Annotated in this window: 22 protein-coding genes and 1 pseudogene; 12 read left to right on the forward strand and 11 right to left on the reverse strand. The window is 67.3% G+C overall.

What is annotated here, in order from left to right:
* Window positions 1–6 precede the first annotated feature (6 nt).
* Window positions 7–2,331, reverse strand: a complete 2,325-nt coding sequence (gene pcrA, locus B9D87_RS14225) for a DNA helicase PcrA (RefSeq protein ID WP_007777004.1) — start codon at window positions 2,329–2,331, stop codon at window positions 7–9.
* 390 nt (window positions 2,332–2,721) lie between these two features.
* Between pcrA and B9D87_RS14230 the strand changes: the two genes are divergently transcribed.
* Both B9D87_RS14230 and pgi read left to right on the forward strand, forming a co-directional pair.
* Window positions 2,722–3,042: a chorismate mutase gene (locus B9D87_RS14230; RefSeq protein ID WP_077093793.1), complete on the forward strand. Its 321-nt coding sequence runs from the start codon at window positions 2,722–2,724 to the stop codon at window positions 3,040–3,042.
* 78 nt (window positions 3,043–3,120) lie between these two features.
* Window positions 3,121–4,785, forward strand: coding sequence for a glucose-6-phosphate isomerase (gene pgi, locus B9D87_RS14235; RefSeq protein WP_007777009.1), 1,665 nt, complete (start codon window positions 3,121–3,123; stop codon window positions 4,783–4,785).
* 1 nt (window position 4,786) lies between these two features.
* On the opposite strand, the gene B9D87_RS14240 is transcribed toward pgi, so the two are convergent.
* From B9D87_RS14240 to cobF, 4 genes and pseudogenes are all read right to left on the reverse strand, one after another.
* On the reverse strand, window positions 4,787–5,536 hold the full coding sequence (locus tag B9D87_RS14240; RefSeq protein WP_007777012.1) for an SDR family oxidoreductase: 750 nt from the start codon (window positions 5,534–5,536) through the stop codon (window positions 4,787–4,789).
* Between the two features lie 42 nt (window positions 5,537–5,578).
* Window positions 5,579–6,037, reverse strand: coding sequence for a zinc finger domain-containing protein (locus tag B9D87_RS27505; protein ID WP_234010149.1), 459 nt, complete (start codon window positions 6,035–6,037; stop codon window positions 5,579–5,581).
* Between the two features lie 210 nt (window positions 6,038–6,247).
* A pseudogene (locus B9D87_RS27510) lies at window positions 6,248–6,442 on the reverse strand (DNA-formamidopyrimidine glycosylase family protein); the annotation flags it as partial.
* A 4-nt stretch (window positions 6,443–6,446) separates the two neighbouring features.
* Entirely contained in the window at window positions 6,447–7,193 is a 747-nt protein-coding gene (cobF, locus tag B9D87_RS14250; RefSeq protein WP_007777016.1) for a precorrin-6A synthase (deacetylating), read from the reverse strand.
* A gap of 124 nt (window positions 7,194–7,317) precedes the next feature.
* Here cobF and B9D87_RS14255 point away from each other — a divergent pair, with 124 nt between their 5' ends.
* The 3 genes from B9D87_RS14255 to B9D87_RS14265 all read left to right on the forward strand — a co-directional run bounded on the left by B9D87_RS14255 (window position 7,318) and on the right by B9D87_RS14265 (window position 10,581).
* A complete protein-coding gene (locus tag B9D87_RS14255) occupies window positions 7,318–8,223 on the forward strand; it encodes an AurF N-oxygenase family protein (RefSeq protein WP_007777019.1) in 906 nt (301 codons plus the stop codon).
* A 245-nt stretch (window positions 8,224–8,468) separates the two neighbouring features.
* On the forward strand, window positions 8,469–9,458 hold the full coding sequence (locus tag B9D87_RS14260; protein ID WP_234010151.1) for a DUF4873 domain-containing protein: 990 nt from the start codon (window positions 8,469–8,471) through the stop codon (window positions 9,456–9,458).
* 379 nt (window positions 9,459–9,837) lie between these two features.
* Window positions 9,838–10,581, forward strand: a complete 744-nt coding sequence (locus B9D87_RS14265) for an STAS domain-containing protein (RefSeq protein WP_040631978.1) — start codon at window positions 9,838–9,840, stop codon at window positions 10,579–10,581.
* Window positions 10,582–10,617: 36 nt separating this feature from the next.
* On the opposite strand, the gene B9D87_RS14270 is transcribed toward B9D87_RS14265, so the two are convergent.
* Window positions 10,618–10,998 (reverse strand): VOC family protein, encoded by a 381-nt coding sequence (locus tag B9D87_RS14270; RefSeq protein ID WP_077093788.1) that lies wholly within the window; start codon window positions 10,996–10,998, stop codon window positions 10,618–10,620.
* Window positions 10,999–11,124: 126 nt separating this feature from the next.
* On the opposite strand from B9D87_RS14270, the gene B9D87_RS14275 reads away from it, so the two are divergent.
* On the forward strand, window positions 11,125–11,991 hold the full coding sequence (locus tag B9D87_RS14275) for an LLM class flavin-dependent oxidoreductase (RefSeq protein WP_007777028.1): 867 nt from the start codon (window positions 11,125–11,127) through the stop codon (window positions 11,989–11,991).
* A gap of 274 nt (window positions 11,992–12,265) precedes the next feature.
* Here the strand turns inward: B9D87_RS14275 and B9D87_RS14285 are convergent, their stop codons facing one another.
* Window positions 12,266–13,072 carry an enoyl-CoA hydratase/isomerase family protein gene (locus B9D87_RS14285; protein ID WP_007777029.1) on the reverse strand — a complete coding sequence of 269 codons (807 nt, stop codon included), beginning with the start codon at window positions 13,070–13,072 and terminating at the stop codon, window positions 12,266–12,268.
* Between the two features lie 75 nt (window positions 13,073–13,147).
* Between B9D87_RS14285 and B9D87_RS14290 the strand changes: the two genes are divergently transcribed.
* Complete coding sequence (locus tag B9D87_RS14290) at window positions 13,148–14,065, forward strand: class I SAM-dependent methyltransferase (protein WP_007777031.1); 918 nt, start codon at window positions 13,148–13,150, stop codon at window positions 14,063–14,065.
* Window positions 14,066–14,072: 7 nt separating this feature from the next.
* Here the strand turns inward: B9D87_RS14290 and B9D87_RS14295 are convergent, their stop codons facing one another.
* A complete protein-coding gene (locus tag B9D87_RS14295; RefSeq protein ID WP_007777032.1) occupies window positions 14,073–16,022 on the reverse strand; it encodes a fumarylacetoacetate hydrolase family protein in 1,950 nt (649 codons plus the stop codon).
* Complete coding sequence (locus B9D87_RS14300) at window positions 16,019–18,274, reverse strand: ATP-dependent DNA ligase (RefSeq protein ID WP_007777035.1); 2,256 nt, start codon at window positions 18,272–18,274, stop codon at window positions 16,019–16,021. Before B9D87_RS14300 ends, B9D87_RS14295 begins: the two co-directional genes overlap by 4 nt.
* 128 nt (window positions 18,275–18,402) lie before the next feature.
* On the opposite strand from B9D87_RS14300, the gene B9D87_RS14305 reads away from it, so the two are divergent.
* The 5 genes from B9D87_RS14305 (at window position 18,403) to ku (ending at window position 24,174) form a co-directional block, all read left to right on the forward strand.
* On the forward strand, window positions 18,403–19,929 hold the full coding sequence (locus tag B9D87_RS14305) for a mannitol dehydrogenase family protein (protein WP_007777037.1): 1,527 nt from the start codon (window positions 18,403–18,405) through the stop codon (window positions 19,927–19,929).
* Window positions 19,926–20,783: an HAD family hydrolase gene (locus B9D87_RS14310; protein WP_007777039.1), complete on the forward strand. Its 858-nt coding sequence runs from the start codon at window positions 19,926–19,928 to the stop codon at window positions 20,781–20,783. The genes B9D87_RS14305 and B9D87_RS14310 overlap by 4 nt, the downstream gene beginning before the upstream one ends.
* Window positions 20,784–20,839: 56 nt before the next feature.
* Entirely contained in the window at window positions 20,840–22,267 is a 1,428-nt protein-coding gene (locus B9D87_RS14315) for a mannitol dehydrogenase family protein (RefSeq protein WP_007777042.1), read from the forward strand.
* A complete protein-coding gene (locus B9D87_RS14320) occupies window positions 22,264–23,172 on the forward strand; it encodes a carbohydrate kinase family protein (protein ID WP_007777046.1) in 909 nt (302 codons plus the stop codon). Before B9D87_RS14315 ends, B9D87_RS14320 begins: the two co-directional genes overlap by 4 nt.
* Before the next feature lie 96 nt (window positions 23,173–23,268).
* Window positions 23,269–24,174, forward strand: coding sequence for a non-homologous end joining protein Ku (gene ku, locus B9D87_RS14325; RefSeq protein ID WP_007777047.1), 906 nt, complete (start codon window positions 23,269–23,271; stop codon window positions 24,172–24,174).
* Window positions 24,175–24,186: 12 nt separating this feature from the next.
* Here ku and pstA read toward each other — a convergent pair whose 3' ends face one another.
* Window positions 24,187–25,089, reverse strand: a complete 903-nt coding sequence (gene pstA / locus B9D87_RS14330; RefSeq protein ID WP_007777049.1) for a phosphate ABC transporter permease PstA — start codon at window positions 25,087–25,089, stop codon at window positions 24,187–24,189.
* A gap of 43 nt (window positions 25,090–25,132) precedes the next feature.
* On the reverse strand, window positions 25,133–26,023 hold the full coding sequence (gene pstC, locus B9D87_RS14335) for a phosphate ABC transporter permease subunit PstC (protein WP_234010152.1): 891 nt from the start codon (window positions 26,021–26,023) through the stop codon (window positions 25,133–25,135).
* Window positions 26,024–26,025 lie beyond the last annotated feature (2 nt).

The following is a 26,025-nucleotide window of genomic DNA, read 5'->3' on the forward strand; positions in this document are numbered from 1 at the left end:
GGCAGGCTAGAGCTTGCTGATCGGGGCGTGGTTGTGCATCAGCTTCACCCGCCCGGAGCTGCCGAAGTCGATCAGCGACATCGCCGATTCACCGACGCCGGACACCTCCTCGACCCGGCCCAGGCCGTACTTGTCGTGGGTCACCCGGTCGCCGGCCGCGAGCACCAGTAGCGGCCGCTTGCTCGTCCCCGAGCGGGTCGGGGCCGCCCGCGGCGTGCCGAACCGGCCGGCGCCACTCACCGGCGCGCTGAACGACGGAGCCGGGGCGGTGCGCCGCCATTCGATGAGCTCCTGCGGAATCTCTTGCAGGAAGCGCGATTCCGGGTTGAGCATCGGCTGCCCCCAGGACGACCGGACGATGGCCCTGCTCACGTAGAGCCGTTGCCGCGCCCGAGTGATCCCGACGTAGGCCAGCCGCCGCTCCTCGGAGAGCTCGACCGGATCGTCCAGCGACCGCATGTGCGGGAACATTCCGTCTTCCCAGCCGGTCACGAACACCACCGGAAACTCCAGACCCTTCGCGGTGTGCAGCGTCATCAGGGTCACCATGCCGGCGTCGTCCTCGGGGATCTCGTCGCTGTCGGAGACCAGCGAGACCCGTTCCAAGAACTCCGCCAGCACACCGGTGTCCGGCACGTCTTCGTCCTCGGGCGTTTGCAGCGACTCACCCAGCGCGGCGGCGTTGGCCCGGTCGGTGCTGAATTCGTGTGCCACGCTGACGAGTTCGTTCAGGTTGTCCAACCGCGCGAGCTCTTGGGGATCGGTGGACGACTCGAGTTCCCGGCGGTAGCCGGTGCGTTCGAGCACCGACTCGACCAGGTCTCCGAGATCGTCGTCCAGCCGGCCGCGCAGCTCGTCGAGCAGCTCGACGAAACCGGCGATCGCCTTCTCCGCACGCGAATTCAGCATCGGCACTTTGCCTTCGGCCGCGGCCACGAGCGCGTCGGCGAAGCCGGCGCCGGTGTTCTCGGCGTACACCGCCACGCAGGCCTCCGCGCGATCGCCGATGCCCCGCCGCGGGGTGTTGAGGATCCGCCGCATGCTGACCGCGTCCCCGGGGTTGTCCAGCACCCGCAGGTAGGCGACGATGTCGCGAATCTCCTTGCGCTCGTAAAAGCGCACTCCGCCAACGACTTTGTAGGGAATTCCGGCGCGGATGAACACCTCTTCGAACGACCGCGACGAATTGTTGGTGCGGTAGAAGACGGCGACGTCGTTGTAGGTGATCTCGCCCTTCTGGGCGAGCGCGTCGATCTCCTCGGCGACGAAGCGGGCCTCGTCGTGCTCGTTGTCGGCGACGTAACCGACGATCAGCTCACCGGCACCTTCGGCGGTCCACAGCCGCTTGTCGCGACGGCCGGTGTTGCGGGCGATCACCGAGTTGGCCGCGGACAGGATGTTCTGCGTCGAGCGGTAATTCTGTTCCAGCAGAATGGTTGTCGCGTCCGGATAGTCGCGCTCGAAGTCCTCGATGTTGCGGATCGTGGCGCCGCGGAACGCATAGATCGACTGGTCGGCATCGCCGACGACGCACAGTTCGCCGGGGGGGACGCCGTCCTCGGTATCGGTGCCCACCAACTCCCGCACCAGCACGTACTGCGCGTGGTTGGTGTCCTGGTACTCGTCGACGAGGACGTGCCGGAACCGCCGCCGGTAGTGCTGGGCGACCTGCGGGAAGGCCCGCAGCACCGCCACGGTTTCCCCGATCAGGTCGTCGAAGTCCAGGGCGTTGGCCGCCCGCAACCGGCGCTGGTATTCGCCGTAGACGCTGGCCACCGTGCGGGACAGCTCGTCGGAATCGTCGGTCAGGTTGCCCACCGCCTGCGCGGGGTCGATCAGCTCGTTCTTCAAATTGGAAATGGCGTTGGCCAGCAGCCGGGGCGAGTAGCGCTTGATGTCGAGCCCCATGTCGCGCCCGATCATCTGCAGCAGGCGCCGCGAGTCGTCGGCGTCGTAGATGGAGAAGTTGGAGTTGAGGCCCTCGATCAGGGACGCCTGGTTGCGCAGGATGCGCACGCAGGTCGAGTGGAAGGTGGACACCCACATGGCGCGGGCCCGGTTGCCCACCAGCCGCACCACCCGTTCGCGCATCTCCGCGGCGGCCTTGTTGGTGAAGGTGATGGCCAGCACCTGGCCGACCCCGACCCCGCGCTCCGCGATCAGGTAGGCGATACGGCGGGTCAACACCGCGGTCTTCCCCGAACCGGCACCCGCGACGATCAGCAGGGGCGAACCCTCATGCACCACCGCCTGGCGCTGTTGCGGGTTGAGTCCCTCGAGCAGTTGATCTGCTTCCGAGGCCGGCTTGGCATCTGTTGCGTGCACACTCATGTCAGTCCAAACTTACCGCCGCCCACCGACGCCCAGCGCCGTGGCATCAGACCAGGCTAGTGGCCCGCGCGGCCGGGACGGAGTCACTGGGACCCCTGAGATTCGGCGTGTCGGAATCGCGTTTGAAACCGGATCCGGCGCGGCGGCGTAATTGCACCCAAGTCCAAAAAGCCCAGCTTAAGGACGTTTTTTTTGCGCGCTTACCACTTTTAGTGGCAGACTCGATTCGTGCTCAACGTGCAGTGTCGGCGACGCTCCTCGACTCAGGAGTGGCGCCGCCGATTTCCCTGCGGGTACCGGTTCGCGGTGCCCGTGGCCTAACTGCTTCCGCAGAGCCCCGTGGTCCGCTTCCGGCACTCGGGGCTCGTCGTTTGTGAGGCCCGATACTGCATGAGACCAGAACCCCCACATCACGACGAAGACGCGGAGTCAGCAGAGATGGACAGCGACACGGTGCAGACCCAAGAGGTCACCGACATCGACGAGTTGCGCCACGAGATCGACCGGCTGGACGCCGCGATTCTCGCAGCGGTGCAGCGACGCACCCAGGTGTCCCAGGCGATCGGAAAGGCGCGGATGGCGTCCGGCGGCACCCGGCTGGTCCACAGCCGCGAAATGAAGGTCATCGAGCGGTACAGCGAGCTCGGTCCCGAGGGCAAGGACCTGGCGATACTGCTGCTGCGGTTGGGCAGGGGCCGGCTCGGTCACTGACCTCGGGGGTTCAATCGGTGGGCCCAGAGCCCGCAGCCATACCTGGCTCCGTCACGCCACAGCCCATAGGGTCGAGGCATGACCTCCGTGCACATCCTCCCCGACATCACCGCCACCCCGGCGTGGGACGCCCTGCGCAGGCATCATGACCAAATCGGCGACACCCATCTGCGCCAGTTCTTCGACGACGATCCCGACCGCGGCCGCGAGCTGACACTCTCCGTCGGCGATCTCTACATCGATTACAGCAAGCACCGCATCACGCGAGAAACGCTGCGGCTCTTGGTCGATCTGGCGCGCACGGCCAACCTCGAAGAGCGCCGCGACCAGATGTTCGCCGGCGTGCACATCAACACCTCCGAGGATCGCGCTGTCCTGCACACCGCGCTGCGACTGCCCCGGGACGCCGAGCTGGTCGTCGACGGCGAGAACGTCGTCCAAGACGTGCACGAGGTCCTCGACGCCATGGGCGACTTCACCGACCGGTTGCGCAGCGGTGAATGGACCGGAGCCAGCGGGAAACGCATCAGCACGGTGGTCAACATCGGCATCGGTGGATCGGACCTCGGCCCGGTGATGGTGTATCAGGCCCTGCGTCACTACGCCGACGCGGGAATCTCGGCGCGGTTCGTCTCCAACGTCGACCCGGCGGATCTGATCGCCACCCTGGCCGACTTGGACCCGGCGACAACGCTTTTCATCGTCGCGTCGAAGACGTTCTCGACACTGGAGACCCTGACCAACGCCACGGCGGCACGCCGCTGGATCACCGATGCCCTCGGCGACGCCGCGGTGTCGCAGCACTTCGTCGCCGTCTCGACCAACAAACGTCTGGTCGACGACTTCGGCATCAACACCGACAACATGTTCGGTTTCTGGGATTGGGTCGGTGGCCGCTACTCGGTGGACTCGGCGATCGGCCTGTCCGTGATGGCCGTCATCGGCCGAGAAGCCTTCGCGGACTTCCTGTCCGGATTCCACATCGTCGACCGGCATTTCAAGACCGCACCGCTGGAATCCAACGCGCCTGTGCTGCTTGGGCTTATCGGCCTGTGGTACTCGAATTTCATGGGCGCGCAGTCGCGCGCGGTGCTGCCGTACTCCAACGACCTGGCGCGCTTCGCGGCCTACCTGCAACAGCTGACGATGGAGTCCAACGGCAAGTCGACCCGGGCGGACGGCAGCCCGGTCACCACGGACACCGGTGAAATCTTCTGGGGCGAACCGGGAACCAACGGGCAGCACGCGTTCTACCAATTGCTGCATCAGGGCACCCGGCTGGTGCCCGCCGACTTCATCGGCTTCAGCCAGCCCATCGACGACCTGCCCACCGCCGAGGGCGGCGGCAGCATGCACGACCTGTTGATGAGCAACTTCTTCGCCCAGACCCAGGTCCTGGCCTTCGGCAAGACCGCCGAAGAGATCGCCGCCGAAGGCACACCCTCCGACATCGTGCCGCACAAGGTGATGCCCGGTAACCGGCCGTCGACCTCGATCCTGGCCAACCGGCTCACCCCGTCGGTACTGGGTCAGCTGATCGCGCTGTATGAGCATCAGGTCTTCACCGAGGGCGTGATCTGGGGAATCGACTCGTTCGACCAGTGGGGTGTGGAGCTGGGCAAAACCCAGGCCAAGGCGTTGCTTCCGGTGATCACCGCGGACGGTTCGCCGGCGCCGCAGTCGGATAGCTCCACCGATGCCCTGGTGCGCCGCTACCGCAGCGAACGCGGGCGGACCAGCTGACTCAGGCGAACATCTTGGTCAGCTGAGGCGGCAGCACCCGCATCAACTGCACCAGCGGGGCCCAGGGCCACCACGGCACCGCGGCGCGGCCGGGCTCCCGTTCCATGGCGGCGACGAGCGCGTTGACGCCGGTTTCGTTGTCCACCATCAACATTGTGCTGTTGGACTTGGCCGTCATCTCCGACTCGATGTAACCGGGCTCGATGACCGAAACCTTGACGGGCCCCTTGGCGTACTCGGCGCGCAGCGATTCGCCCAGCGAGCTCACCCCGGCCTTGCTCGCCGCATAGGCCGCCTTCACGCCGGGCACGCCCTTGTTGCCCAGCACCGACGAGATCAACACCAGGTGCCCCGCGCCGTTCTTGTTGAACATCTCCAGCGCGGTTTCGATCTGTACCAGCGCCGAGACCAGGTTGGTCTCGATGGTGGCCTTGTTGGCCCACAGCTTGCCGGAGCCCAGTTTCGCGCCCTTGCCGATGCCTGCGTTGACGACGATGCGGTCGATGCCGCCCAACTCGTCGCTGAGCTCGGCGAACACCTTGGGTACGGCCTCGTGGTCGTTGACGTCCAGCGCGGCGACGGCGATCTTGATGCCCGGATGCTGCTGCGAGAGCTCGGCTTTCAACTCATCGAGCCGGTCGGTGCGACGCGCGCACAGCGCAAGGTCGCGGCCCTTGGCGGCGAAGGCGCGCGCCATGCCGGCACCCAGGCCCGAGCTGGCACCGGTGATGAGGATCTTCTGGCGAGTCATCGGGGCAGCATATCGACAGGTGTCAAGTCCGGAGTCGGGCGACTACTTCAGCAAACGCGACATGCGCCGGTCGGCCAGGATTTTGCCGCCGGTCTGACACGTCGGGCAGTACTGGAAAGACTTGTCCGCGAACGACACTTCGCGCACGGTGTCCCCGCATACCGGGCACGGCAGCCCGGTGCGGGCATGCACCCGCAATCCGGAGCGCTTCTCGCCCTTGAGCGTGGCCGCCCCCTGCCCGACCGACCGGCTCACCGCGTCGGTGAGCACCGAGACCATCGCGTCGTGCAGCGTGGCGAGTTGCGCATCGGACAGCTTGCCCGCGGTGGCGAACGGCGAAATGCGCGCGACGTGCAGGATCTCGTCGCTGTAGGCGTTGCCGATCCCGGCGATCACCTTCTGGTCGGTGATGACGGTCTTGATCCGGCCGGTGTTGCCGGACAACACGTCGGCCAGCGCGTCGGCGTCCAGGTCCAGCGCATCCGGGCCGAGCGCGGCGATCCCGGGGACCTGGGCCGGGTCGTCGACCAGCCACACCGCCAGGCGTTTCTGGGTGCCGGCCTCGGTGAGATCGAAGCCGGGCGCCTCACCGGGGGTGCCGAGGTGCACCCGCAGTGCGATCGGGCCCTTGCCGGGCCGCAGCGGCGCCGCGGCCAGCTTGTCCGACCACCGCAACCAGCCCGCGCGCGACAGATGGGCGATCAGGAAAAGGTTGTCCGTGCGCAGCCCCAGGTACTTGCCCCACCGCTCGGCGCCGACGACGGCCTGGCCGTGCAGGGCGCTGATCGGCGGGTCGAAGGTCTTCAGCACGGACAGGGCGGCGATGTCGACCCGCCCGATCGTCAGGCCGACGGCGTGGCGCCGCAGATGGTCGGCCAGCGCTTCGATCTCGGGTAGTTCGGGCACGGTTTCAGTGTGCCGGTCGCAGCAAATAGGTGTCCATGATCCAGCCGTGCCGGTCGCGGGCTTCGGCTCGCAGCGAAACGATGCGGGGGCCCACCTCGCCGACCGTGCCCGCGATGAGCAGTTCGTCGTCGGTACCCAGGTAGGCGCCCCACCAGATTCGCGTATTGGGCGGGCAGACCTGGAACGAGCAGTCGGCGTCCAGCATCACGACGGCGGATCCCGGCGTCGGCCCGTGGGTGCGCAGCTGCCGCCCGGTGGTGATCACAACGGGCTCGCCGACCTCGTTGAGCGGGATGCGGTGCCGGGCGGTCAACGCCTGAACGGCGGTGATGCCCGGGATGACGTCGAACGTGAAGTCGACCCGTTCGGAAACCGCGTCGAGGATCCGCAGGGTGCTGTCGTAAAGCGACGGGTCGCCCCAGGCCAAAAACCCGCCGACGCCGTGCGGACCGAGCTCGGCGGAGATGGCGTCGGCCCAGATCTGCGCGCGGGCGGCGTGCCAATCCGCCACCGCGTCCCGGTAATCGGTGTCAGCCGAACGCTTCGGGTCGGGCAGCTCGACGAAGCGGTAGCCGGGCTCGCGGATGAAACGGCCGCAGATGTCGCGTCGCAGCGCCACCAGGTCGCTCTTCTGCTCGCCCTTGTCCATCGCGAAGAACACCTGGGTGTCGTTGAGCGCCTCGATCGCCTGCACGGTCACGTAATCGGGATCGCCGGCGCCGATGCCGATGACGTGAATGTGCCGGCCCACTACGCCGCCTCCTGATGCTCGTTGCCCGTCAGATTGCCGAATCGCCGCCTCCGGCATCTAGCCGGGACCGCAAGTACCCAGTACCATGGGTACCGTCTGAAGCACCCAACGAAGGGAGCGGCGCATGACCTCAGCGGTGAAGCCGGTAGGGCCGAGTCGTGAAGAATTCTCCGACCGCCTGCTGAAGGGCTCGGTCAAGAAGTCTTATGAGCCGGTCGTCGATATCGACTGGGATGCGCCATTGGATCCGGACAAATTCTTCCTGCCGCCGCGGCTCCTGTCGTTGTACGACACCCCGATGTGGGACGAGATGACCCGCGAGCAACAAATCGAACTGTCCCGCCAAGAACTCGTCAACATCTTGTCGGCCGGAATCTGGTTCGAGAACATACTCAATCAAGCCCTGCTGCGCACGATCATGCACGAGGACCCCACCAGCCGGACGACGCACTACAAGCTGACCGAGCTAGGCGACGAGACCCGCCACATGGTGATGTTCGGCAAGGCCATCGAGCGCGTCGGCGCCAAGCCGGTGCGCCCCCGGCTGTTTCATCGCCTGATCATCAACGCGCTGCCGCTGTGGTTTCAACGGGGCTCCACGCTGTGGGTGGCCGCGCTGATCGGCGAGGAGATCTTCGACTCGCTGCAACGGCAGATGATGGACGACCCGGAGCTGCAGCCGATCATCCAGCGCCTCATGCGGATTCACGTCACCGAAGAGGCCCGTCACATCCAGTTCGCCCGAGACGGCGCGCGCAAGCGCGTGGTCGAGATGCCTCGCCTCAACCGCTGGCTCATCGCCAACATCAACGGGCTCGGCGGGTATTTCTTCGACTACTTGTTCCACTACCCGGTCCAATACGCGCGGGCGGGGCTCGACCCGAAGCGCGCACGCAAGACCGCGCGCACCAACCCGCATCGCCGCGACACGCAGGTTGCCGGCTTCGCGCCGCTGGCGGCGTTTTTGACTGAGATCGGCCTGATGGGCCCGATCGCGCGGCGCGGCTGGAAGCGCAGCAGGTTTCTGTGACACAGCCGCCGGACCGCGCCGAGCGCCGCTGCCACATCGCCGTCGTCGGGGCGGGCGCCCGCGGCCGGAGCGCCCAAACCTCCTTGCTGGCAGCCGGTTCCACCGACCTGGCGGTGCTGGACCGGCCCACCCGGGACGCGCGCTTTGACGACGACTCCGAAACCTGGCTGTTGACCACGGCCGAGGGCGACTCGGTTCGCGCCGACGTCGTGGTCGCCGCCGATCATCCGGTCCAGCGGCCCTGGCTGCCCCCCGTCTCCGGGCGCGACGAGTTCGGCGGAGCGTCGTTTCACGCCGCGGCGTGGGACTCCGGATTCGACCCGTCGGGCAAGCACATCGCGGTGGTCGGCACCGACTCCGCGGCCGCTCATCACCTCGGGCGGCTGACCGACGAGGCCGCGGCGGTCACCGTGTTCGCGTACGCGCCGCGTCGCGTCGTGCCCGAGGTGCCGGCGTGGTCCACCCGCGCAAAGCGCTGGCTGCGCCGCCACAGCCGGCCGGCCGCACGGCCTTCAATCGCGATCGTCGCATCGGCGCTCGAGGCGGTGACCGCATCTGGCCTGCGGACCGTCGACGGGGTCGACCACCGCGCCGATGCCATCATCTACGGCACCGGCTACTTCATCCCCGAGGACGCCGACGACCGGACGCTGGTCGGCGCGGCCGGGCTGACCATCCGGCAGGCCTGGCACGACGGCATGGAGCCGTTCTGCGGGGTGGCGATTCGCGGGTTTCCCAATTACTTCTTCGTCACCGGTCCCGATCCGGACGCCCAGGCGCGCTACGTCGCCGAGTGCCTGAAAGTCATGACGCGCACGGCCAGTGGCCGCATCGAGGTGCGCGCCAGCAGCCAGCGGGTGTTCAACGAGCGCGCCCTGCTACGACCGGCCGAGCCTCCGCCGGTGGCGTCCGCGTTCGAGCTCTCGGCCAGCGCGCCCGCCGGTGCCGACACGTACGACGGCGCCGCCACGCTGGAAATCGCCGGCGCGCAGCATCCCGTGCGGGTCCGGCTGACCGGTCATCTGGACCCGATCGACGGCCGCTACCACTGGCGGGGAACGCTGTTCGGTTCCCCATCGGGGCCGCTGTCCGGCGACGTCCTGAAGCAATCCCGGACGGGCACGCTCACGGTCGGCGAGCGCAGCGCGCCGGCGCGCGTCGACGAACAGACACCGTGGGGGACGCACTCGATCGTCGGAGTGGGCGCTCCGCCCTACGCGCTGAGCGACCACTGATATGTACGCCGCCCGACGCGCGGTGCGAAGGCTGGTGCTCCGCGCTGGTTAACCTGCCGTTTGTCGCGCATACCAAAAAGTTTGGCGACGGTCACTGCGTGGTAACCCCGTTGCAAGCGCGTGCTGGGCATTGGACTCCATAGCGCTCGGGGTGGGGGTCTTGGCCCCCGACGGGTGTGGGAGGGGGGCGCATGGTGCTTTTATTGCGGGCTTGCGGGATGGATCCATCGGGATCCCAATCGCAGCCCGCAGCTTCCGGTTGTGTCGAGACCGCTGGTTCGCGAAGTAGACTTTTGCCGCCGAGAGCGGATACTCAAGCAATCGGCCCGGCATGATGCGAGGAGCGGGAAATGGAACCGGACGCCAGGACCGAGCTGGGATGAGCCCGGTGGCCGTTGCGATGCGGACGGATGACTCGATTGCCGTCCTGACCGTCGACGGCGAGCTTGATGCCGCCCACTCGACCGCGCTGCGCGAACGCATCCTCAAGGCCACGCTGGACGATGCCGCCGCCGTCATCGTCAACGTCTCCGGGCTCACGGTGCACACCGAATCGGCATGGACGGCCTTCATGGGCGCGTACTGGCAGGCCGGCAGCGCCCCCCACATTCCGATCGTGCTGGTCTGCACCAACAAGGCGACGCGCGAGGCGATCACCAAGAGCGGTGTCGCCCACTTCATGCCGGTCTATGCGAGCGAGAAAGCCGCGCTGAAGGCGCTCGGCCAGAACAGTCGTCGCCCGGTGCGCCGCGCCGATGTGCAGCTGCCCGCCGACCTGACCAGCCTGCGCGAGTCACGCCGCCTGGTCCGCGAATGGCTCACCACCTGGTCGCAGTCCAAGCTCATTCCGGTGGCACTGGTGGTGGTCAACGTTTTCGTGGAGAACGTGCTGGAGCACACCGCGAGTGTCCCGGCGGTGCGCATCGAAGCGCAGGGCACCACGGCGACCATCGCGGTGTCGGATGCGAGCAATACGCCCGCCGTGCGGCTGCCGTCGCCGAAGAAGGGCATCGACGTGTCCGGGCTGGCGATCGTCGACGCGTTGTCCCGAGCCTGGGGCAGCACCCCCACCTCGTCCGGGAAGACGGTGTGGGCGGTCATCGGCCCCGAGAACCAGCTTTAGCCGGATGACCCGCGGCCCCGGACGGGCCGCTGGCGCTCATGGTGCCGTTGTGTCGATACGAGTCGCTACCTGGTAAAGGTTGCCGAACACATCACGCAGCATTGCTCTCCTGTCGCCGTACGGCGTATCCCAGGGTTCCTCGACGATGACCGCTCCGGCCGCGAGGCCCCGCCGATAGACGGCGTCCGCGTCATCGACGTAGATGTACAGAAACGCGGGAAATGCGTCACGCTCGCCGGCCTCGGACACCATGACGACCGAATCCCCGATTCGCAGTTCGACCGGGCGCCCCGCTACAACCGATCCGGTCGCACCGAATACCGCGCGCATGAATTCGACCGCCACAGCCACGTCACTCACGACCATTCGCGGCGTGACGGAATGAAATCCAGCGGGCGCAGCCGACTCCCCGGACATACGGACAGTGTCGCATCATCGAGGCGGATGATTTCCAGTCCGCAACCACCAGCCGTCTGCCGGTTGTGCTGAAACTAGAACACGTTCTAATGTCGAGGGACAACCCCTCCAGGAAGGTCAGATGACGTGCGGTTTACCTACGCAGAGGCGATGACGGACTTTAGGTATTACATCCCGCTGGCCAAGGCAGCCGAGGCGGCCGGCTACGACGCCATGACGATCGCCGACAGCATCGCCTACCCTTACGAATCCGACTCGAAGTACCCCTACACCCCGGACGGCAACCGAGAGTTCTTGGACGGTAAGGAGTTCATCGAAACCTTCGTCCTCACTTCGGCATTGGGCGCGGTGACCACGAAGCTGCGGTTCAACTTCTTCGTGCTCAAGCTGCCCATCAGGCCACCGGCGTTGGTGGCCAAGCAGATCGGGTCACTGGCCGCGATGACGGACAACCGGGTGGGCTTCGGCGTCGGCACCAGCCCGTGGCCGGAGGACTACGAGTTGCTGGGTGTCCCGTTCGCCAGGCGCGGCAAGCGGATGGACGAGTGCATCGAGATCATCCAGGGCCTCACCACCGGCGACTATTTCGAATTCCACGGCGAGTTCTATGACATCCCCAAGACCAAGATGACCCCGGCCCCCACCAAGCCCGTCCCGATCCTGATCGGCGGTCACGCCGACGCCGCACTGCGGCGCGCCGCGCGCCTGGACGGCTGGATGCACGGCGGCGGCGACCCCGAGGAACTCGACCACCTGCTGGCCAAGCTGAAGAAGTTCCGTGAAGAAGCCGGCAAGACCGGGCCGTTCGAGATCCACGTCATCTCGGCTGACGCCTACACCGCCGACGGCATCAAACGGCTCGAGGACAAGGGCGTCACCGACGTCATCGTCGGCTTCCGCATCCCCTACATCAAGGGCAAGGACACCGAGCCGCTGGACAGCAAGATCCGCAACCTGGAGATGTTCGCCGAGAACGTCATCGCGAAGCTTTAGCGGCGGTCGCAAGCGCGGCGGAGCCGGGCGCAGCGGGCCGCCGCCATCAAGCTTCAGCGGCGGTCGCAAGCGCGGCGGAGCCGGGCGCAGCGGGCCGCCGCCATCAAGCTTCAGCGGCGGTCGCAAGCGCGGCGGAGCCGGGCGCAGCGGGCCGCCGCCATCAAGCTTCAGCGGCGGTCGCAAGCGCGGCGGAGCCGGGCGCAGCGGGCCGCCGCCATCAAGCCTTAGCGGCGGTCGCAAGCGCGGCGGGCTGTCGCCGTCAGCTCTGGAAGCCTTACAGCACATCCCATTTCGGAGCGCGCTTTTCCCGGTGCGCCATGGCGGCCTCGACCGGGTTGTTGGTGAAGCCGCTGAGGATCTGGGTGCGGTTCTCGATCTCGATGGCATGACGCAGGCTGGGCGCGTCCAGTGCGGCATTGAGGCCAATCTTGGTCTGCCACACGCCATATGCGTTGTTCTCGGCGATCGAGCGGGCCAGCTCGAGCGCGGCCGGCATCAGCTCATCGGGGGCCACGACCTCGTGCACCAGCTTGATGCGATAGGCCTCGGCCGCGTCGATGATGCGACCGGTGAGCATGAGTTCGCGTGCCACCCCGGCGCCGACGATCTTGGGCAGTAGGTAGCTGGTGCCCATGTCCATCGACGAGAAGCCCGCCTTGATGAACACCGAACCGAACCGGGCCTGCTCGGAGGCGACCCGGATATCGCAGACCAGTGAAAACGCCAGCCCGCCCCCGACGGCGACACCGTTCACGGCGCCGATCACGGGGATGTCCATCTCGTAGATCCGGGTGTACAGGTTGGCCAGCCGGACCTGCGCGTCGTAGTTGACCTTGAACGCCGGGGTGGTCGGCTTGTTCTGCGTCCAGGGCTGCCCGGTGCCGCTCAGGTCGGCGCCGGCGCAGAATCCGCGTCCGGCACCGGTCAGAATCGCCACCCGGTACTCACCGCCGTCCAGCACGTCCAGGGCCTCATGGACGCCGTCGATCAACGACCCATCGATGGCGTTGAGGCGCTCCGGCCGGTTCAGCGTGATGCAAGCGATGTTGTCTTCGAGGCGTTCCAGTGTCACTGCGGGCATAGGGGAACCGTAGGCGACGTCGCTATTCACCGACGAGGCATACCGTGGTTTTGCCACCACATCGAAGGAGCAGCCATGGCACGAACCGAAAGTGACAGCTGGGACCTGGCCAACAGCGTGGGAGCCACCGCCACCATGGTGGCCGCGGCCCGGGCGGCCGCGACCAGGCGCCCTCAGCCGGTGATCACCGACGAGTTCGCCGAACCGCTGGTGCGCGCCGTCGGACTGGACGTGTTCACCAGGCTGGCGGCCGGCGAACTCGATTCGATGGACCTGGAGCAGGGTGTCGGATTCTCGCGCATGGTGGACACATTCGCGGCCCGCGCCCGGTTTTACGACGATTATTTCGCCGCGGCCGGCCAAGCCGGGTTGCGCCAGGTGGTGATCGTGGCATCGGGCCTGGACTCGCGGGCCTACCGGCTGCGATGGCCGGCCGGGACGACGGTGTACGAGATCGATCAGCCGGAGGTGATCGCGTTCAAGACGGCGACGCTGGCCGACATCGGCGCCGCGCCGACCGCCGAACTCCGCACCGTGGGTATCGATTTGCGTGAGGACTGGCCTGCGGCGTTGCAGGCGGCGGGCTTTGACCCGGATCAGCCGACGACGTGGCTCGCCGAGGGAGTGCTGATCGGATTCCTCCCGCCCGAGGCCGAAGTCCGGTTGCTGGATGCGATCATTCCGTTGTCCGGCGAAGGCAGCCGCTTCGCCGGCGACTTCGGAACCGTCGCCCCGTCGACGCCGGAGGGGCAGGAACAGGCCCGGCTCATGACCGAGGGGTGGCGACGGCTCGGCCTCGATCTGGACGTCGCCGGCCTGGCTTATCCGGGTGAGCACACCGACGTCGCCGCGCACCTGGCGGCAAACGGCTGGGACACCACCACCTTTCGGCTCACCGATCTGTTCTCCGCCGCGGGCCTACCGGAATTGGGGCCCGCCGAACATCAGGTTCCCGCGGCCACGATCAGTTTCGTCAGGGCGGTGCGGGTCTAGGCGCCCGCTACGCGGATCGCTTGGCGAACCACTCGGCCTGCATCACCAGTAGGGCCATGACCTCCAATTGCGGTGTCTGCGGGTCGAGTTCGCGGTATCGCTGATAGACGTTGACGACGACACGCTCGGCGTCCAGCCACGTGGCGTACTCGCCGAGGTCGATGGTGTCGGCGGCCTCGGCCCATGACAAGCCCCGGCGGTAGGCGGCCTCGGCCTGCTCGGCGACGTGCACGAGATAGCCACGCACCGCCCGGATTCCATCCGGATCGGTGACGGGTCCGTGGCCGGGGACCACCGTCGGTGCGTCCAGGGCGATCATCGCGTCGCACGCCGCGACCCAGTTGGCGATCGGGCCGGCCCACACGATGGGCGTGCAGCCGATGAACAGCAGGTCGCCGCCGAACAGCACCCCCGCGTCGGGCACGTGCACCACTGAGTCGGCAGCGGTGTGCGCGGGTCCCAGATTCAGCACGTCGATCCGCCGCCCGCCGACCTCGACGGACAGGTTGCGCTCGAAGGTCTGGTCGGCGTTGCGCAGCGTGATGTTGCTGAAGTCGAAGTGCCCGAAGCGGTCTCGCGTGTACGGTGTCGCCACCGGCCCTAGGTTGGCGGTCTGCGCCATGGCCAGCATCTCGGGCGCCATTCCGTGCTCGATCTCCTCGGCGGTGCCGTGCGCGGCGATGATGCGCACCGACGTGTCGAGCAGTTGGTTGCCGTGGGTGTGGTCGCCGTTGGAGTGGGTGATCACCGCGTCGGTGATGGGCGCCGACCCGGTGACGGGCCGCATCGCGGTGAGCATCTCGCGGGTCAACGCCAGGTCGAACAGGGTGTCCACCAACAGGGACGCGCCGTCGCCGGCGACCAGGCCGGCGTTGCTCCACCCGTAGCCGCCGTCCGGCAGCGTCCAGGCCCACACCCGGTCGCCGACCTGATGCAGACCGCGGGTGTAGGGCACCCGGGCCGGCGCCCGGTTGACCCGGGGCGCGGCGGCCGGGGCGTCCGGGTTGGGCCGCGCGGCCAACGCGAAGGGCGCGCCGCTCGCGCGGACCGTCTGCCGGGTCTCCCCCAAACCCTGGACCTGGAGCGTGACGACGTCGCCGTCGTGCAGCCAGCCGGGAAACGATTCCAGCGCAGCGGGATTGAGGTGCTCGACCAGTGTGCAGGTGGGCACCGTTCCGGAGCCGATGACGTCGCCGGGGTGCAGGGTGACCCCGCGCGAGGCGTAGGAGATGACCTCGCCGAAGGTCCAGTCCATCTGGGCGGTCGACCCGGTTCCGATGACGGCATCGTTGACCAGCGCGGTGACCCGCAGGTCCAGCTTGCCGCGATCGGAGGCGTGGCGGTACTGCTCGAGTTCGTCGGGGGTCACCAGGTAGGGACCCAGCGTGACGCCGCTGTCCTTGCCCTTGCCCTGGCCGATGCCCAGTTGGCTTTCCATCTGCTGCAGGTCGCGGGCGGACCAGTCGTTGAAGATGGTGTAGCCGATGATCGCCCGTTCGGCCTGTTCGACCGTGAGATCCTTACCGCCGGTACCGATCACCGCGGCGATCTCCAATTCGAAGTCCTGCCAAGCGCTTCCGGGCGCCGTCGGCGCGTCGTCGTAGGGCCCTAAAACGGTTGCCGGACAAGCGAAGTAAAACGCTGGGATTCGGTACCAGCTGTCGGCGAGCACCCGCCCGGCGCCCAGCGCGGCTTGGCAGTTGCGCATGTGGTCGAGGAAGCACAGGGAATCCCGGATCGACGGCGGGCGCGGGATGGGCGCCAGCAGGCGCACGTCGGCGAGCGGTACCGTGCCCGCCGGGGAGCGCCGCGCCTCCTCCCCCGCTTGCCGCAGGCCGTCATGGCCTCGCGCGATCAGCTCGAGCAGCGTCACCCCCGCCGGCAGCGGGTGGATGGTGTCGCCGGAGACGACCCCGACACGCTCGCCGTCATCACCTTGGTAGGTAACCCATTTCACTCGCGTACCACCTCACTCGCTTCCTTGTCGGGCCGTAGCCCCCGCCAACTCGATTGGCGTAGCCGGTTATCCGGGGTCCACTCGCTGTAGCGCACCTCGCCGACCAGGACCGGCTCGACGTACGTGACGCCGCGGGCTTCGCTGCGGGGCAGCGGTGGGTGGAAGGGGGATGCGTCGGTGTGCAGCGGCGCCAGGGTCTTCTTCAGGTTGCTCAGGTCGCGTTCGGTGAACCCGGTGCCGACGCGGCCCGCGAAGTGCAGGCCGTCCGCGGTGGGGATGCCCATCAGCAGCGAGCCGATGCCGCTGCTGCGCCCGCCCTCGCCGGCCTTCCAGCCCCCGATGACGACTTCCTGGGTGTTCCAGTGCTTGTCCTTGATCCAGGACGACGAGCGCCGGCCGGGCTGGTAGGTGGAGTCGCGGCGCTTGGCGATCACCCCCTCCCAGCCGCGCTTGCCGGACTGCTCCAGCGCCTGCGCGCCGTCGCCCGGCAGCAGCTCGGGAACGATGAGATCGCTGCCGGCACCGAGCATTTCCAGCACCTTACGCCGGTCTGAATACCTGGCCCGCAGCAGTGAGCGGCCGTCGAGGTAGAGCACGTCGAACGCCCAGAACTCGACGCGCGAGCCTCGGCCGCGGTTCTGCATCTCATGGAAGTTGGGCACACCCGAGGAGTCCAGGACAACGGCCTCGCCGTCGAGGATCACATGGTGTTCCGCGAGATCTTCTGCGAGCGAGCGTAATTCGGGATATTCGCCGGTGACCTCGCGGCCACGCCGAGACCGTATCCGGATGGAGCCGTGGTCGGCCTCGATCAACAGCCGGTAGCCATCCCATTTGCCTTCGAACGCCCACTGGCGCGCCTTCAGCGCCGTCACCGAACCATGGGTGGCCAGCATCGGCGCGATCGTGTCGAAATCGAAGACCTTCTGATCTTTCATCCGGTGCGCCAGCCACTGGTCGCCGTTGGTTTGGATCAGCGCATAGCGTCCGGAGATCCTGCTGCCGTGCAGATTAACGATGACCTCATCGTCGTGAAACTTTTCCGCGTCGTAGGTTCCGGCGTCCCAGATGATCACCTTCCCGGCGCCGTACTCGCCCTGGGGGATGATGCCCTCGAACCCGCCGTATTCCAGCGGATGATCCTCGGTGTGGACGGCCAGGTGGTTCACCGAGGTCGTTTCGGGCAGGTTCTTCGGCACCGCCCAGGACACCAGCACGCCGTCGCGTTCCAGCCGGAAGTCGTAGTGCAGCCGGCGGGCGTGGTGCTCCTGGATGACGAAGCTGTTTCCTTGTCCCATCGCCGGTTTCGCGGCGGGGACCGGCTCGGGTGTTTTCGACGCGTCGCGCATGCTGCGGTATTTGCTCAGCCGATCCGGGATCGGTGCGTCCTCGTCCAGCGGCGCCAGCAGATCGCCGTCGCGGGCGACCCGGTCCAGCACTTCGTCATAACGCAGCTGGCGCAGCGACGGGTCGTCGAGTTCCTCCCAGGTGCGCGGCGCCGCGACGGTGGGTTGTTCACGTCCGCGCAGCGAGTACGGTGCGATGGTCGTCTTGGCGCCGTTGTTCTGACTCCAGTCCAGAAAGATCTTCCCGGCCCGCAGGCTCTTGGTCATGGTCGACGTCACCAGGGTGGGCATCGTCTTTTCCAGTTGTTGCGCCACGCGTTTGGCCAACACGGTCGCGCCCTTACTGCTCACCGGCTCCTGCAGCGGCGTGTACAGGTGCAGGCCCTTGCTGCCGCTGGTGAGCGGATACGTGGTCAGCCCGATTCCGGTGATCAGCTCACGCACCGCGCGCGCCACCTCGGCGAGTTGGGCCATCGTGACGCCTTCACCCGGGTCGAGGTCGAACACCAGGCGGGTGGCCGGCCCGGGTTTCAGTTCCTCCGCCCGGCTACGAGTCCACTCGGCGACGAAGCGCCACTGCGGTACGTGGACCTCCAGCGCGGCCTGTTGGGCGATCCAGGCCAGCCCGTCGACGCTGTCGATGATCGGATACGTCGTCGTCCCGGACCGATGCGTCACGCTGGCGCGCGGCAGCCAATCGGGCGCCGACGACGCCAGTTGCTTCTCGAAAAACGGTTCCTCCGCAACGCCGTTGGGCCAGCGCTTCCGCGTGGCCGCCCGGCCTGCGATGTGCGGGATCATCACCTCGGCGATGCGCGTGTAGTAGTCGAAGACGTCGCTCTTCGTGGTCCCGCTGGCGGGATAGAGCACCTTGTCGGCGTTGGTCAGTTTCACGCGCGGTGCCATGTTGTCAAACTACGCGTTTCGCGCGTGTTAACCGCTTTGACCACCGCTAATCGTCACATCGCCAATTTATTTTGTGACATGACCCACGAACACGTTGATTGGCCGTCGACCCCGGGCACAGACACTAGATGTTTGACGTAATCCCCTCCCCGTGGCGTCGAAACAGCGGCGTCCCACTCAGCGACGCGACCCTACGACTGCATTCCCGGAGAATCGACGTTCCAACCTACGACCGGTCATCTCTCGGTCGCGGAGTCGTCCACATCGGTGCGGGCAACTTTCATCGCGCGCACCAGGCCGTCTACTTCGATGACCTCGCCCGCTCGGGCATCTCCGATCGCTGGGGCGTCACCGGCGTCAGCCTGCACTCCCCGGACGTCAAAGACCTGCTGTCGGCACAAGATGGGCTGTACACCGTGGTACAGCAAGGGCACGATCGCCAAACCGCCCGCGTCGTCGGGTCGATCGGCGCCGTCCACTACGCACCGAACGACGGGGCAGCCGTCCGCGCCGCCCTCGCCGATCCCGAAACCCGCATTGTCAGCCTGACCATCACCGGCAACGGATATTTCCTGAATCCCGTCACCGACGAGTTCGACGCCGACGACCCCGACGTCCGGGCCGACCTGGTCGCGTCCGGCAACTACGCCACCGCGTGGGGCTATCTGGCCGAAGCCCTGGACCGGCGGCGCCGGGCCGGCATCGCGCCGTTCACCGTGCTCTGCTGCGACAACATCCCCGGCGACACCCAGCCGGCGCGGACGGCGCTGGTGTCGTTCACCGCGCTGAAGGATCCCGGGCTCGCCCGCTGGATCGACACGCATGTCGCGTTCCCGTCGACCATGGTCGACCGCATCACCCCGCAAACCTCGAAGTCGGAGCGCAAGTTCGTCGAGGAGACCTTCGGCGTCGCCGACAAATGGCCGGTCGTGACCGAGCCGTATTGCCAGTGGGTGATCGAGGATTCCTTCAGCAACGGAAGGCCGCCGCTGCACGAGGTCGGCGCCGAGTTCGTTGCCGACGTCAGCGACCACAAGCTGATCAAGACCCGGCTCCTCAACGGGACCCATATCGCGCTCGCGTGCTTGGCCATCCTGGCCGGCTACCAGCGCACCGACGAGGCGATGCGGGACGGCATCATCGTCGATTTCGTCGAGAAGCTGTTGCGCGACGAAATCCAGCCGCTGCTGCCCCCGGTCCCCGGGATGAACACGCCCGAATACCGGCGCACCCTGCTCGATCGGCTGAGCAATCCCCGAATGAGCGACCAGCTGTCCCGGCTGGCCCGCCGCGGAACCAGCAAGATCGCGACGTTCGTGCTGCCCTCGCTGCAGGAGGCGATCGCGCGGGGCAGGCCACACACGCTGTTGATGTTGGCGGTCGCCGGATGGGCGCGCTACATGCGCGGCCACGACCTTCAGGGGCGCAAGCTGCGCCTCGAAGACTCGCAGGCGATACCGGTGGCTAGGTTGGCCAACATGGCAAGCAGCAATCCCGATCCGCTCCTGGGGCACGAGATGTTCGCCGAGGTGCGCGCGGTCCCCGGTTTTGCGGAGCGCTTCGGCGACATGATCGCCGACATCGACGCGCGCGGTGTATTGCCCACGCTGCGCGATGCGTTGCGGCACGACCAGTGGGAGTTGGTGGCACGATGACCGCGGGCCTGACCTTCGTGCGTGATTTCGACCCGGCGCCGATCACCACATTGCTGTGCGACGCCGACGACAACCTGTTCGGTTCGGAGAGGCCCGCGTTCGACGCCTCGACCGAGGTGACGAATCGTTTCCTGGCCAGGTTCGGCGTGACGGCCCCGCTGAGCTCCGAGGAGTTGCGCAAGCGCGCCGTCGGGAAGAACTTCCGTAACACGGCGCTCGACCTGGCGGTGCAGTGCGAGGTTCCGCTCGATCCGACGTTGGCCCAGGGCCGCCCCGCCGCGGTGGTCGCCTCACCCGGCGACGTGGCGAGCGGCAAGGCGTTGTGCGCCGACGAACTCGAGACGTGGGTGCGCGATGAGCGTGAACGGGTCACCGCCCACCTGTCGGCCACCCTGACCCCCGATCCGCAGGTCATCGAACCGCTGCGCGCCCTCGCGGGGCGCTACGCGCTCGCGGCCGTGAGCTCGAGCGCCACCAAGCGGCTGCGTGCCTGCTTCATCGCCACCGGCCTGGACTCGCTGCTCCCGGAGGCGGTGACCTTCAGCGCGGAGGATTCGCTTCCGGTGCCGACAAGCAAGCCCGATCCCGCGGTATACCTGCACTGCGGGCAGGTGCTGGGCGTCGCGGCCGAACAGGGGCTGGCCATCGAAGACTCGGTGGCGGGCGTCAAGTCCGCGGTCGCGGCCGGTTATGCCACCGTCGGCAACCTGATGTTCGTGCTGCCCGACGAGCGAGCCGGCCGCCGGGAAGACTTGATCGATGCCGGCGCGGTGGCGATCACCGACTCGTGGCGTGCTCTTGCCGACGTCCTGCTGTCGTCGGCCGTGCCGGCCGCACGGTCCCCGCTTCCATAGGAAGTCGACCTCGCACTAGCGATCCGGGCCGCGGCCCGGGGAGGAGGTGGCCAACGATGGCCAGCGCGATCAATCTGAACAATGCGATCGATCTGAACAATGCGTCGCTCTCCGAGCTGCCTATCGACGCGCCGAAGTATGACCGCGGCAGCGTCAGCGTCGGGATCGCGCACATCGGCGCGGGCCACTTCCACCGGGCGCATCAGGCCGCTTACATCAATCTGCTGCTGCAGCAAGGCTTGGCGCACGAGTGGGGCATTTGCGGGATCGGTGTGATGCCCTCCGACTGGACCATGCGCGACGTCCTCAACGATCAGGACGGGCTGTACACGCTGATCTTGGAGAACCCCAACGGGAGCCGGGACGCCCAGGTGATCGGCTCGATCATCGACTACCGCTACGCCCCGGACGATCCGGATTCGGCTTTGGAGGTGCTGACCGCCCCGTCCACCCGGATCATCTCGCTGACCATCACCGAAGGTGGCTACCGCGACCCCGATGGTCCGGCGTTCACCCTGATCACCGAGGCGCTCGCCCGGCGTCGCCAACGCGGGATCGCCGCGCCGACGATCGTCTCCTGCGACAACATCGAGAACAACGGCGAGGTCGCCAGGCGCACCGTGCTCGCAAGCGCCGAACACGTGGATCCCGAATTGGCCGAGTGGGTGGCGGAGCACGCCCGGTTCCCGAGCTCGATGGTCGATCGCATCACTCCGGCAACAACTTTGGAGATGGCCGCGGAAGTGCGACGCGACTTCGGCGTCAACGACCGGTGGCCGGTGGTGGCCGAGCCGTTCACCGCCTGGGTGATCGAGGATGACTTCGCCGACGGTCGGCCGCCGCTGGAGCAAGCGGGCGTGCTGTTGGTCGACGATGTGCGCCCGTACGAGCTGATGAAGCTGCGACTGCTCAACGCGGGGCATCAGTGCCTGGCCTACTTCGCCCATCTGTGCGGCTTCAAGTTCGTCCACGAGGCCGCAAGCGATCCGTTGTTCGCCGAATTCCTGCATGAGTACTTCGAATCCGAGGCCATTCCGACGCTTCCGCCGGTACCCGGAATCGACCTGCATGAGTACGGCCGCACCCTGGTCGAGCGGTTTGCCAACCCTGCCGTGCGGGACACCGTCGCGCGGGTGTGCGCCTACTCGTCGGACCGCATCCCGAAGTTTCTGTATCCCGTCATCTGCGACAACCTGGCCCACGGCGGGCCGGTCCGGCTGGCCGCAGCGGTGGTGGCGAGCTGGGCCCGATACGCCGAGGGTGTCGACGAGTGGGGCAACCCGTACGAGGTGCTGGACCAGCTGGCGGACTCGCTCATTCCGATCGCCAGGTCGCAGCACGAGAACCCGACCGTGTTCATCGAGATCACCGCGGTGTTCTGCGATCTGGCCCACCAGCCCCGCTTCGTCGAGGCGTACCTCTGGGCGTTGGATTCGTTGCACAGCAAGGGAGCTCGCGCAACGCTGGATGCCTTGGTGCGATGAGCCGCGGGCTGGTGATCGGCGAGTCGCTGATCGATATCGTCGGGAGCGACGAGCACGTCGGCGGCAGTCCGCTCAACGTCGCCGTCGGACTCGGCCGGCTGGGCCGCGAGGTCGACTTCCTGACCTCGATCGCCGACGACCCGTACGGGCGGCGCATCGTCGACTATGTCGAAGCCGCAGGGGTGCAACTGGTTTCGGAAAGCCGGGCCGCACAGCGCACGCCGACCGCGCGGTCAACCATCGCCGAAGACGGGTCGGCCGACTACGTGTTCGATCTGGACTGGCGGCTCTCCGGGACACCGCCGGTCGCCCCGCCGCTATTCGTCCACACCGGATCGATTGCCGCCGTGCAGGATCCGGGCTGCCTGGCGGTCGCGGCGCTGATCGACACCTATCGAGTCTCGGCCACGGTCACCTTCGATCCCAACGTCCGCCCGTCGCTGATCGCCGACCGGGACCTTGCGGTGGAACGCATCGAGCACCTTGTCGAGCGCAGCGACATCGTGAAGGTCAGCGAGGAAGACCTGCGCTGGATCGACCCCGATCGCCCGCCCGAGCAGATCGCCCAGACGTGGCAGGGGTTGGGTCCGGCCATCGTGGCGGTGACGCTGGCCGACCGGGGCGCGGTGGCCTTCTGCGCGGCGGGTGTCGCGCGGGTGCCGACGCGCGCCGTGCGCGTGGTCGACACGGTCGGTGCCGGTGACTCGTTCATGGCCGGTCTGCTCGACGCGCTGTGGGAGTCGGGGTCGCTGGGTGGGGACCGTCGCGCCGAGTTGCGCGCGATCGACGTCGACGCGCTGACGACGGCGCTGGAGGCGGCGAGTCTGGCCGCGGCGCTGACCGTCGCTCGCCCCGGAGCCGACCTGCCGGATCGTGCCGCGCTGGACGCGGCTTCGCAGGGCTGAGCGCGTCCACCGTAGTCGGAAAGCGCGGGCGGACAGTCCCAGGTCGTAGCCCTGTCGTGCTGTTTTGCCACCGGCCCTACGGGCATACTGACTTGCATGCGCTCCATCTGGAAGGGTTCCATCGCGTTTGGACTGGTGAACGTCCCGGTCAAGGTGTACAGCGCCACCCAGGACCACGACATCAAGTTCCACCAGGTGCACGCCAAGGACAACGGCCGCATCCGCTACCAACGCGTTTGCGAGGTGGACGGTGAGACGGTGGAATACCGTGACATCGCCCGGGCTTACGAGTCCGACGACGGTCAGATGGTCATCATCACCGACGACGACATCGCCACGCTGCCCGAGGAACGCAGCCGCGAGATCGAAGTACTGGAGTTCGTGCCTGCCAGCGACGTCGACCCGATGCTGTTCGACCGCAGCTACTTCCTGGAGCCGGACTCGAAGTCATCGAAATCCTATGTGCTGCTTGCCAAGACGCTTGCCGAGACGGATCGGATGGCGATCGTGCACTTTACGCTGCGCAACAAGACCCGGCTTGCGGCGTTGCGGGTCAAGGACTTCGGCAAGCGCGACGTGATGGTGATCCACACGTTGTTGTGGCCCGACGAGATTCGCGACCCGGACTTTCCCATCCTGGACAAGAAGGTCGAGGTCAAGCCCGCCGAACTCAAGATGGCGGGGCAGGTGGTGGAGTCGATGGCCGAGGAGTTCAATCCCGATCGCTACCACGACGACTACCAGGAGCAGCTGCACGAGCTGGTCCAAGCCAAACTCGAAGGCGGAGAAGCGTTCACCACCGAGGAGCAGCCGAAGCAGCTGGACGAGACCGAGGACGTCTCGGATCTGCTCGCCAAGCTGGAGGCCAGCGTGAAGGCGCGTTCCGGCAACGGCAAGGCGCCCGCGAAGAAGACCGCGGCGAAGAAGGCCCCGGCGAAGAAGACGGCCGCCAAGAAGGCGCCGGCCAAGAAGGCGGCCTCCAAGGCGGCCTCGAAGTCCTGACCCGCCGCCGGGTCAGCGCTTGCGGGTGGCCAGGAACCGGGTCAGCCCCGCGACGATGTTGATGACGGCGACCATGATGATCAGGGTCAAGGCCGCACCCCAGATCCGCAGGAAACCCGCGTGTTCGGGGTTGGTGAGCTCGGTGTAGATCAGCAGCGGCAGCGACGCCATGTTGCCGTGGAAGATGTCGACGTTGATCGAGCGGCTGTAGCCGACGAGCACCAGCACCGGCGCGGTTTCACCGATGACCCGCGCGACGGACAACAAGATCCCGGACACGATGCCGGGCATCGCGATCGGGAAGACGATCCGCACGATGGTCTTCCATTTCGACACGCCGAGTGCGTAGCTGGCCTCGCGCAGGTCGTCGGGCACCAGCCGCAGCATCTCCTCGGCGGAGCGCACCACCACCGGCAGCATCAGCAGGACCAGGGCCAGCGACACCGCGAACGAACTCTGCTGGAAGCCCAGGGTGGCGATCCACAGGCTGAAGATGAACAGCGCCGCCACGATCGACGGCACGCCCGCGAGCACGTCGACCATGAACGTCGTCAGCCGCACCAGGCGCCCGGACCCGTATTCGACGAGGAAGACCGCGGTCATCAAGCCCAGCGGCACGGCCAGGGCGGCGGCCACTCCGGCCTGCACCAGCGTGCCGTAGAGCGCGTGGTAGACGCCGCCGGCGAACTGTTCCGGCAGCACGCCGTGCAGCGAGTGGGTCCACCATCCCGAGCGCGTGACGGCGTACCAGCCGCGTTCGACGACGATCCACAACACCCAGATCAGCGGTACCAGCGCGATGCAGAACGTGCCGAGGAAGAAGAGCGTCGCGGCGTTGTTGGTGATCCGGCGCCGGAAGCTCAGCGGCCGGAACACCTCGACCTTGACCGGCCGGTCCAGTGCTTCAACGGTCATCGGCGCCGCTCCCCAGCATCGCGTCGCTCCCGCTCCAACCGCATCATCCGTTGACCTTGCCGCCGGCGATCGCGCGGGCGAGCGCGTTGACGATGAACGTCAGGACGAAGAGCGCGAATCCCGCCGAGATGTACGCCCCCGTCGGCAGCGGCGAGCTGAACTCCGCGGCCGCCGATGCGATCTTCGAGGCGAACGTGTAGCCGCCGTCGAACAGCGACCAGTTACCCGGGCGGGCGGCCGAACGCAGGATGATCAGCACCGCCACGGTCTCGCCCAGCGCGCGGCCCAGCCCCAGCATCGAGGCCGCGATGACACCACTGCGGCCGAAGGGCAGCACGGTCATCCGCACCACCTCCCACTTGGTGGCGCCGAGCGCCTGCGCCGCCTCCATCTGGATGTGCGGGGTCTGCCGAAACACCTCGCGCGAGACGGACGTGACGATGGGCAGGATCATCACCGAGAGCACGACGCCGGCGGTGAAAATGGTGCCGCCACCGGCCAGCGAGACGTTGCCCTGCTTGAACAGGAACAGCCAGCCCAGGTTGCGGTTGAGAAACGCGGCGACCGGCTCGATCTGGGGTGCGAGCACGAAGATTCCCCACAGCCCGAAGATGATCGACGGCACCGCGGCCAGCAGATCCACCACCGCGGCGAAGGGGCGTGCCAGCCGCTTCGGCGCGTACTGGGTGAGGAACACGGCGATACCCACCGCGACCGGGACGGCCAGCACCAGCGCGCTGAGCGAGCTGAGCACCGTGACCATCAGCAGGTCGCGGATCCCGAACGCCAGCCTGTTCGGGTCGCTGGTGCTGAACTTCGCGCTGGTGAAGAAGTTCGCGTGGTTGACGCGCAACGACGGGACGGCGCGCAGCAACAGGAAGACCGCGATCAACAGGATGGCGACCACGATCGTCGAGCCAGCGGCGGCGGCCATCA

Source organism: Mycobacterium colombiense CECT 3035 (assembly GCF_002105755.1).
GTDB classification, from domain to species: Bacteria; Actinomycetota; Actinomycetes; order Mycobacteriales; family Mycobacteriaceae; genus Mycobacterium; species Mycobacterium colombiense.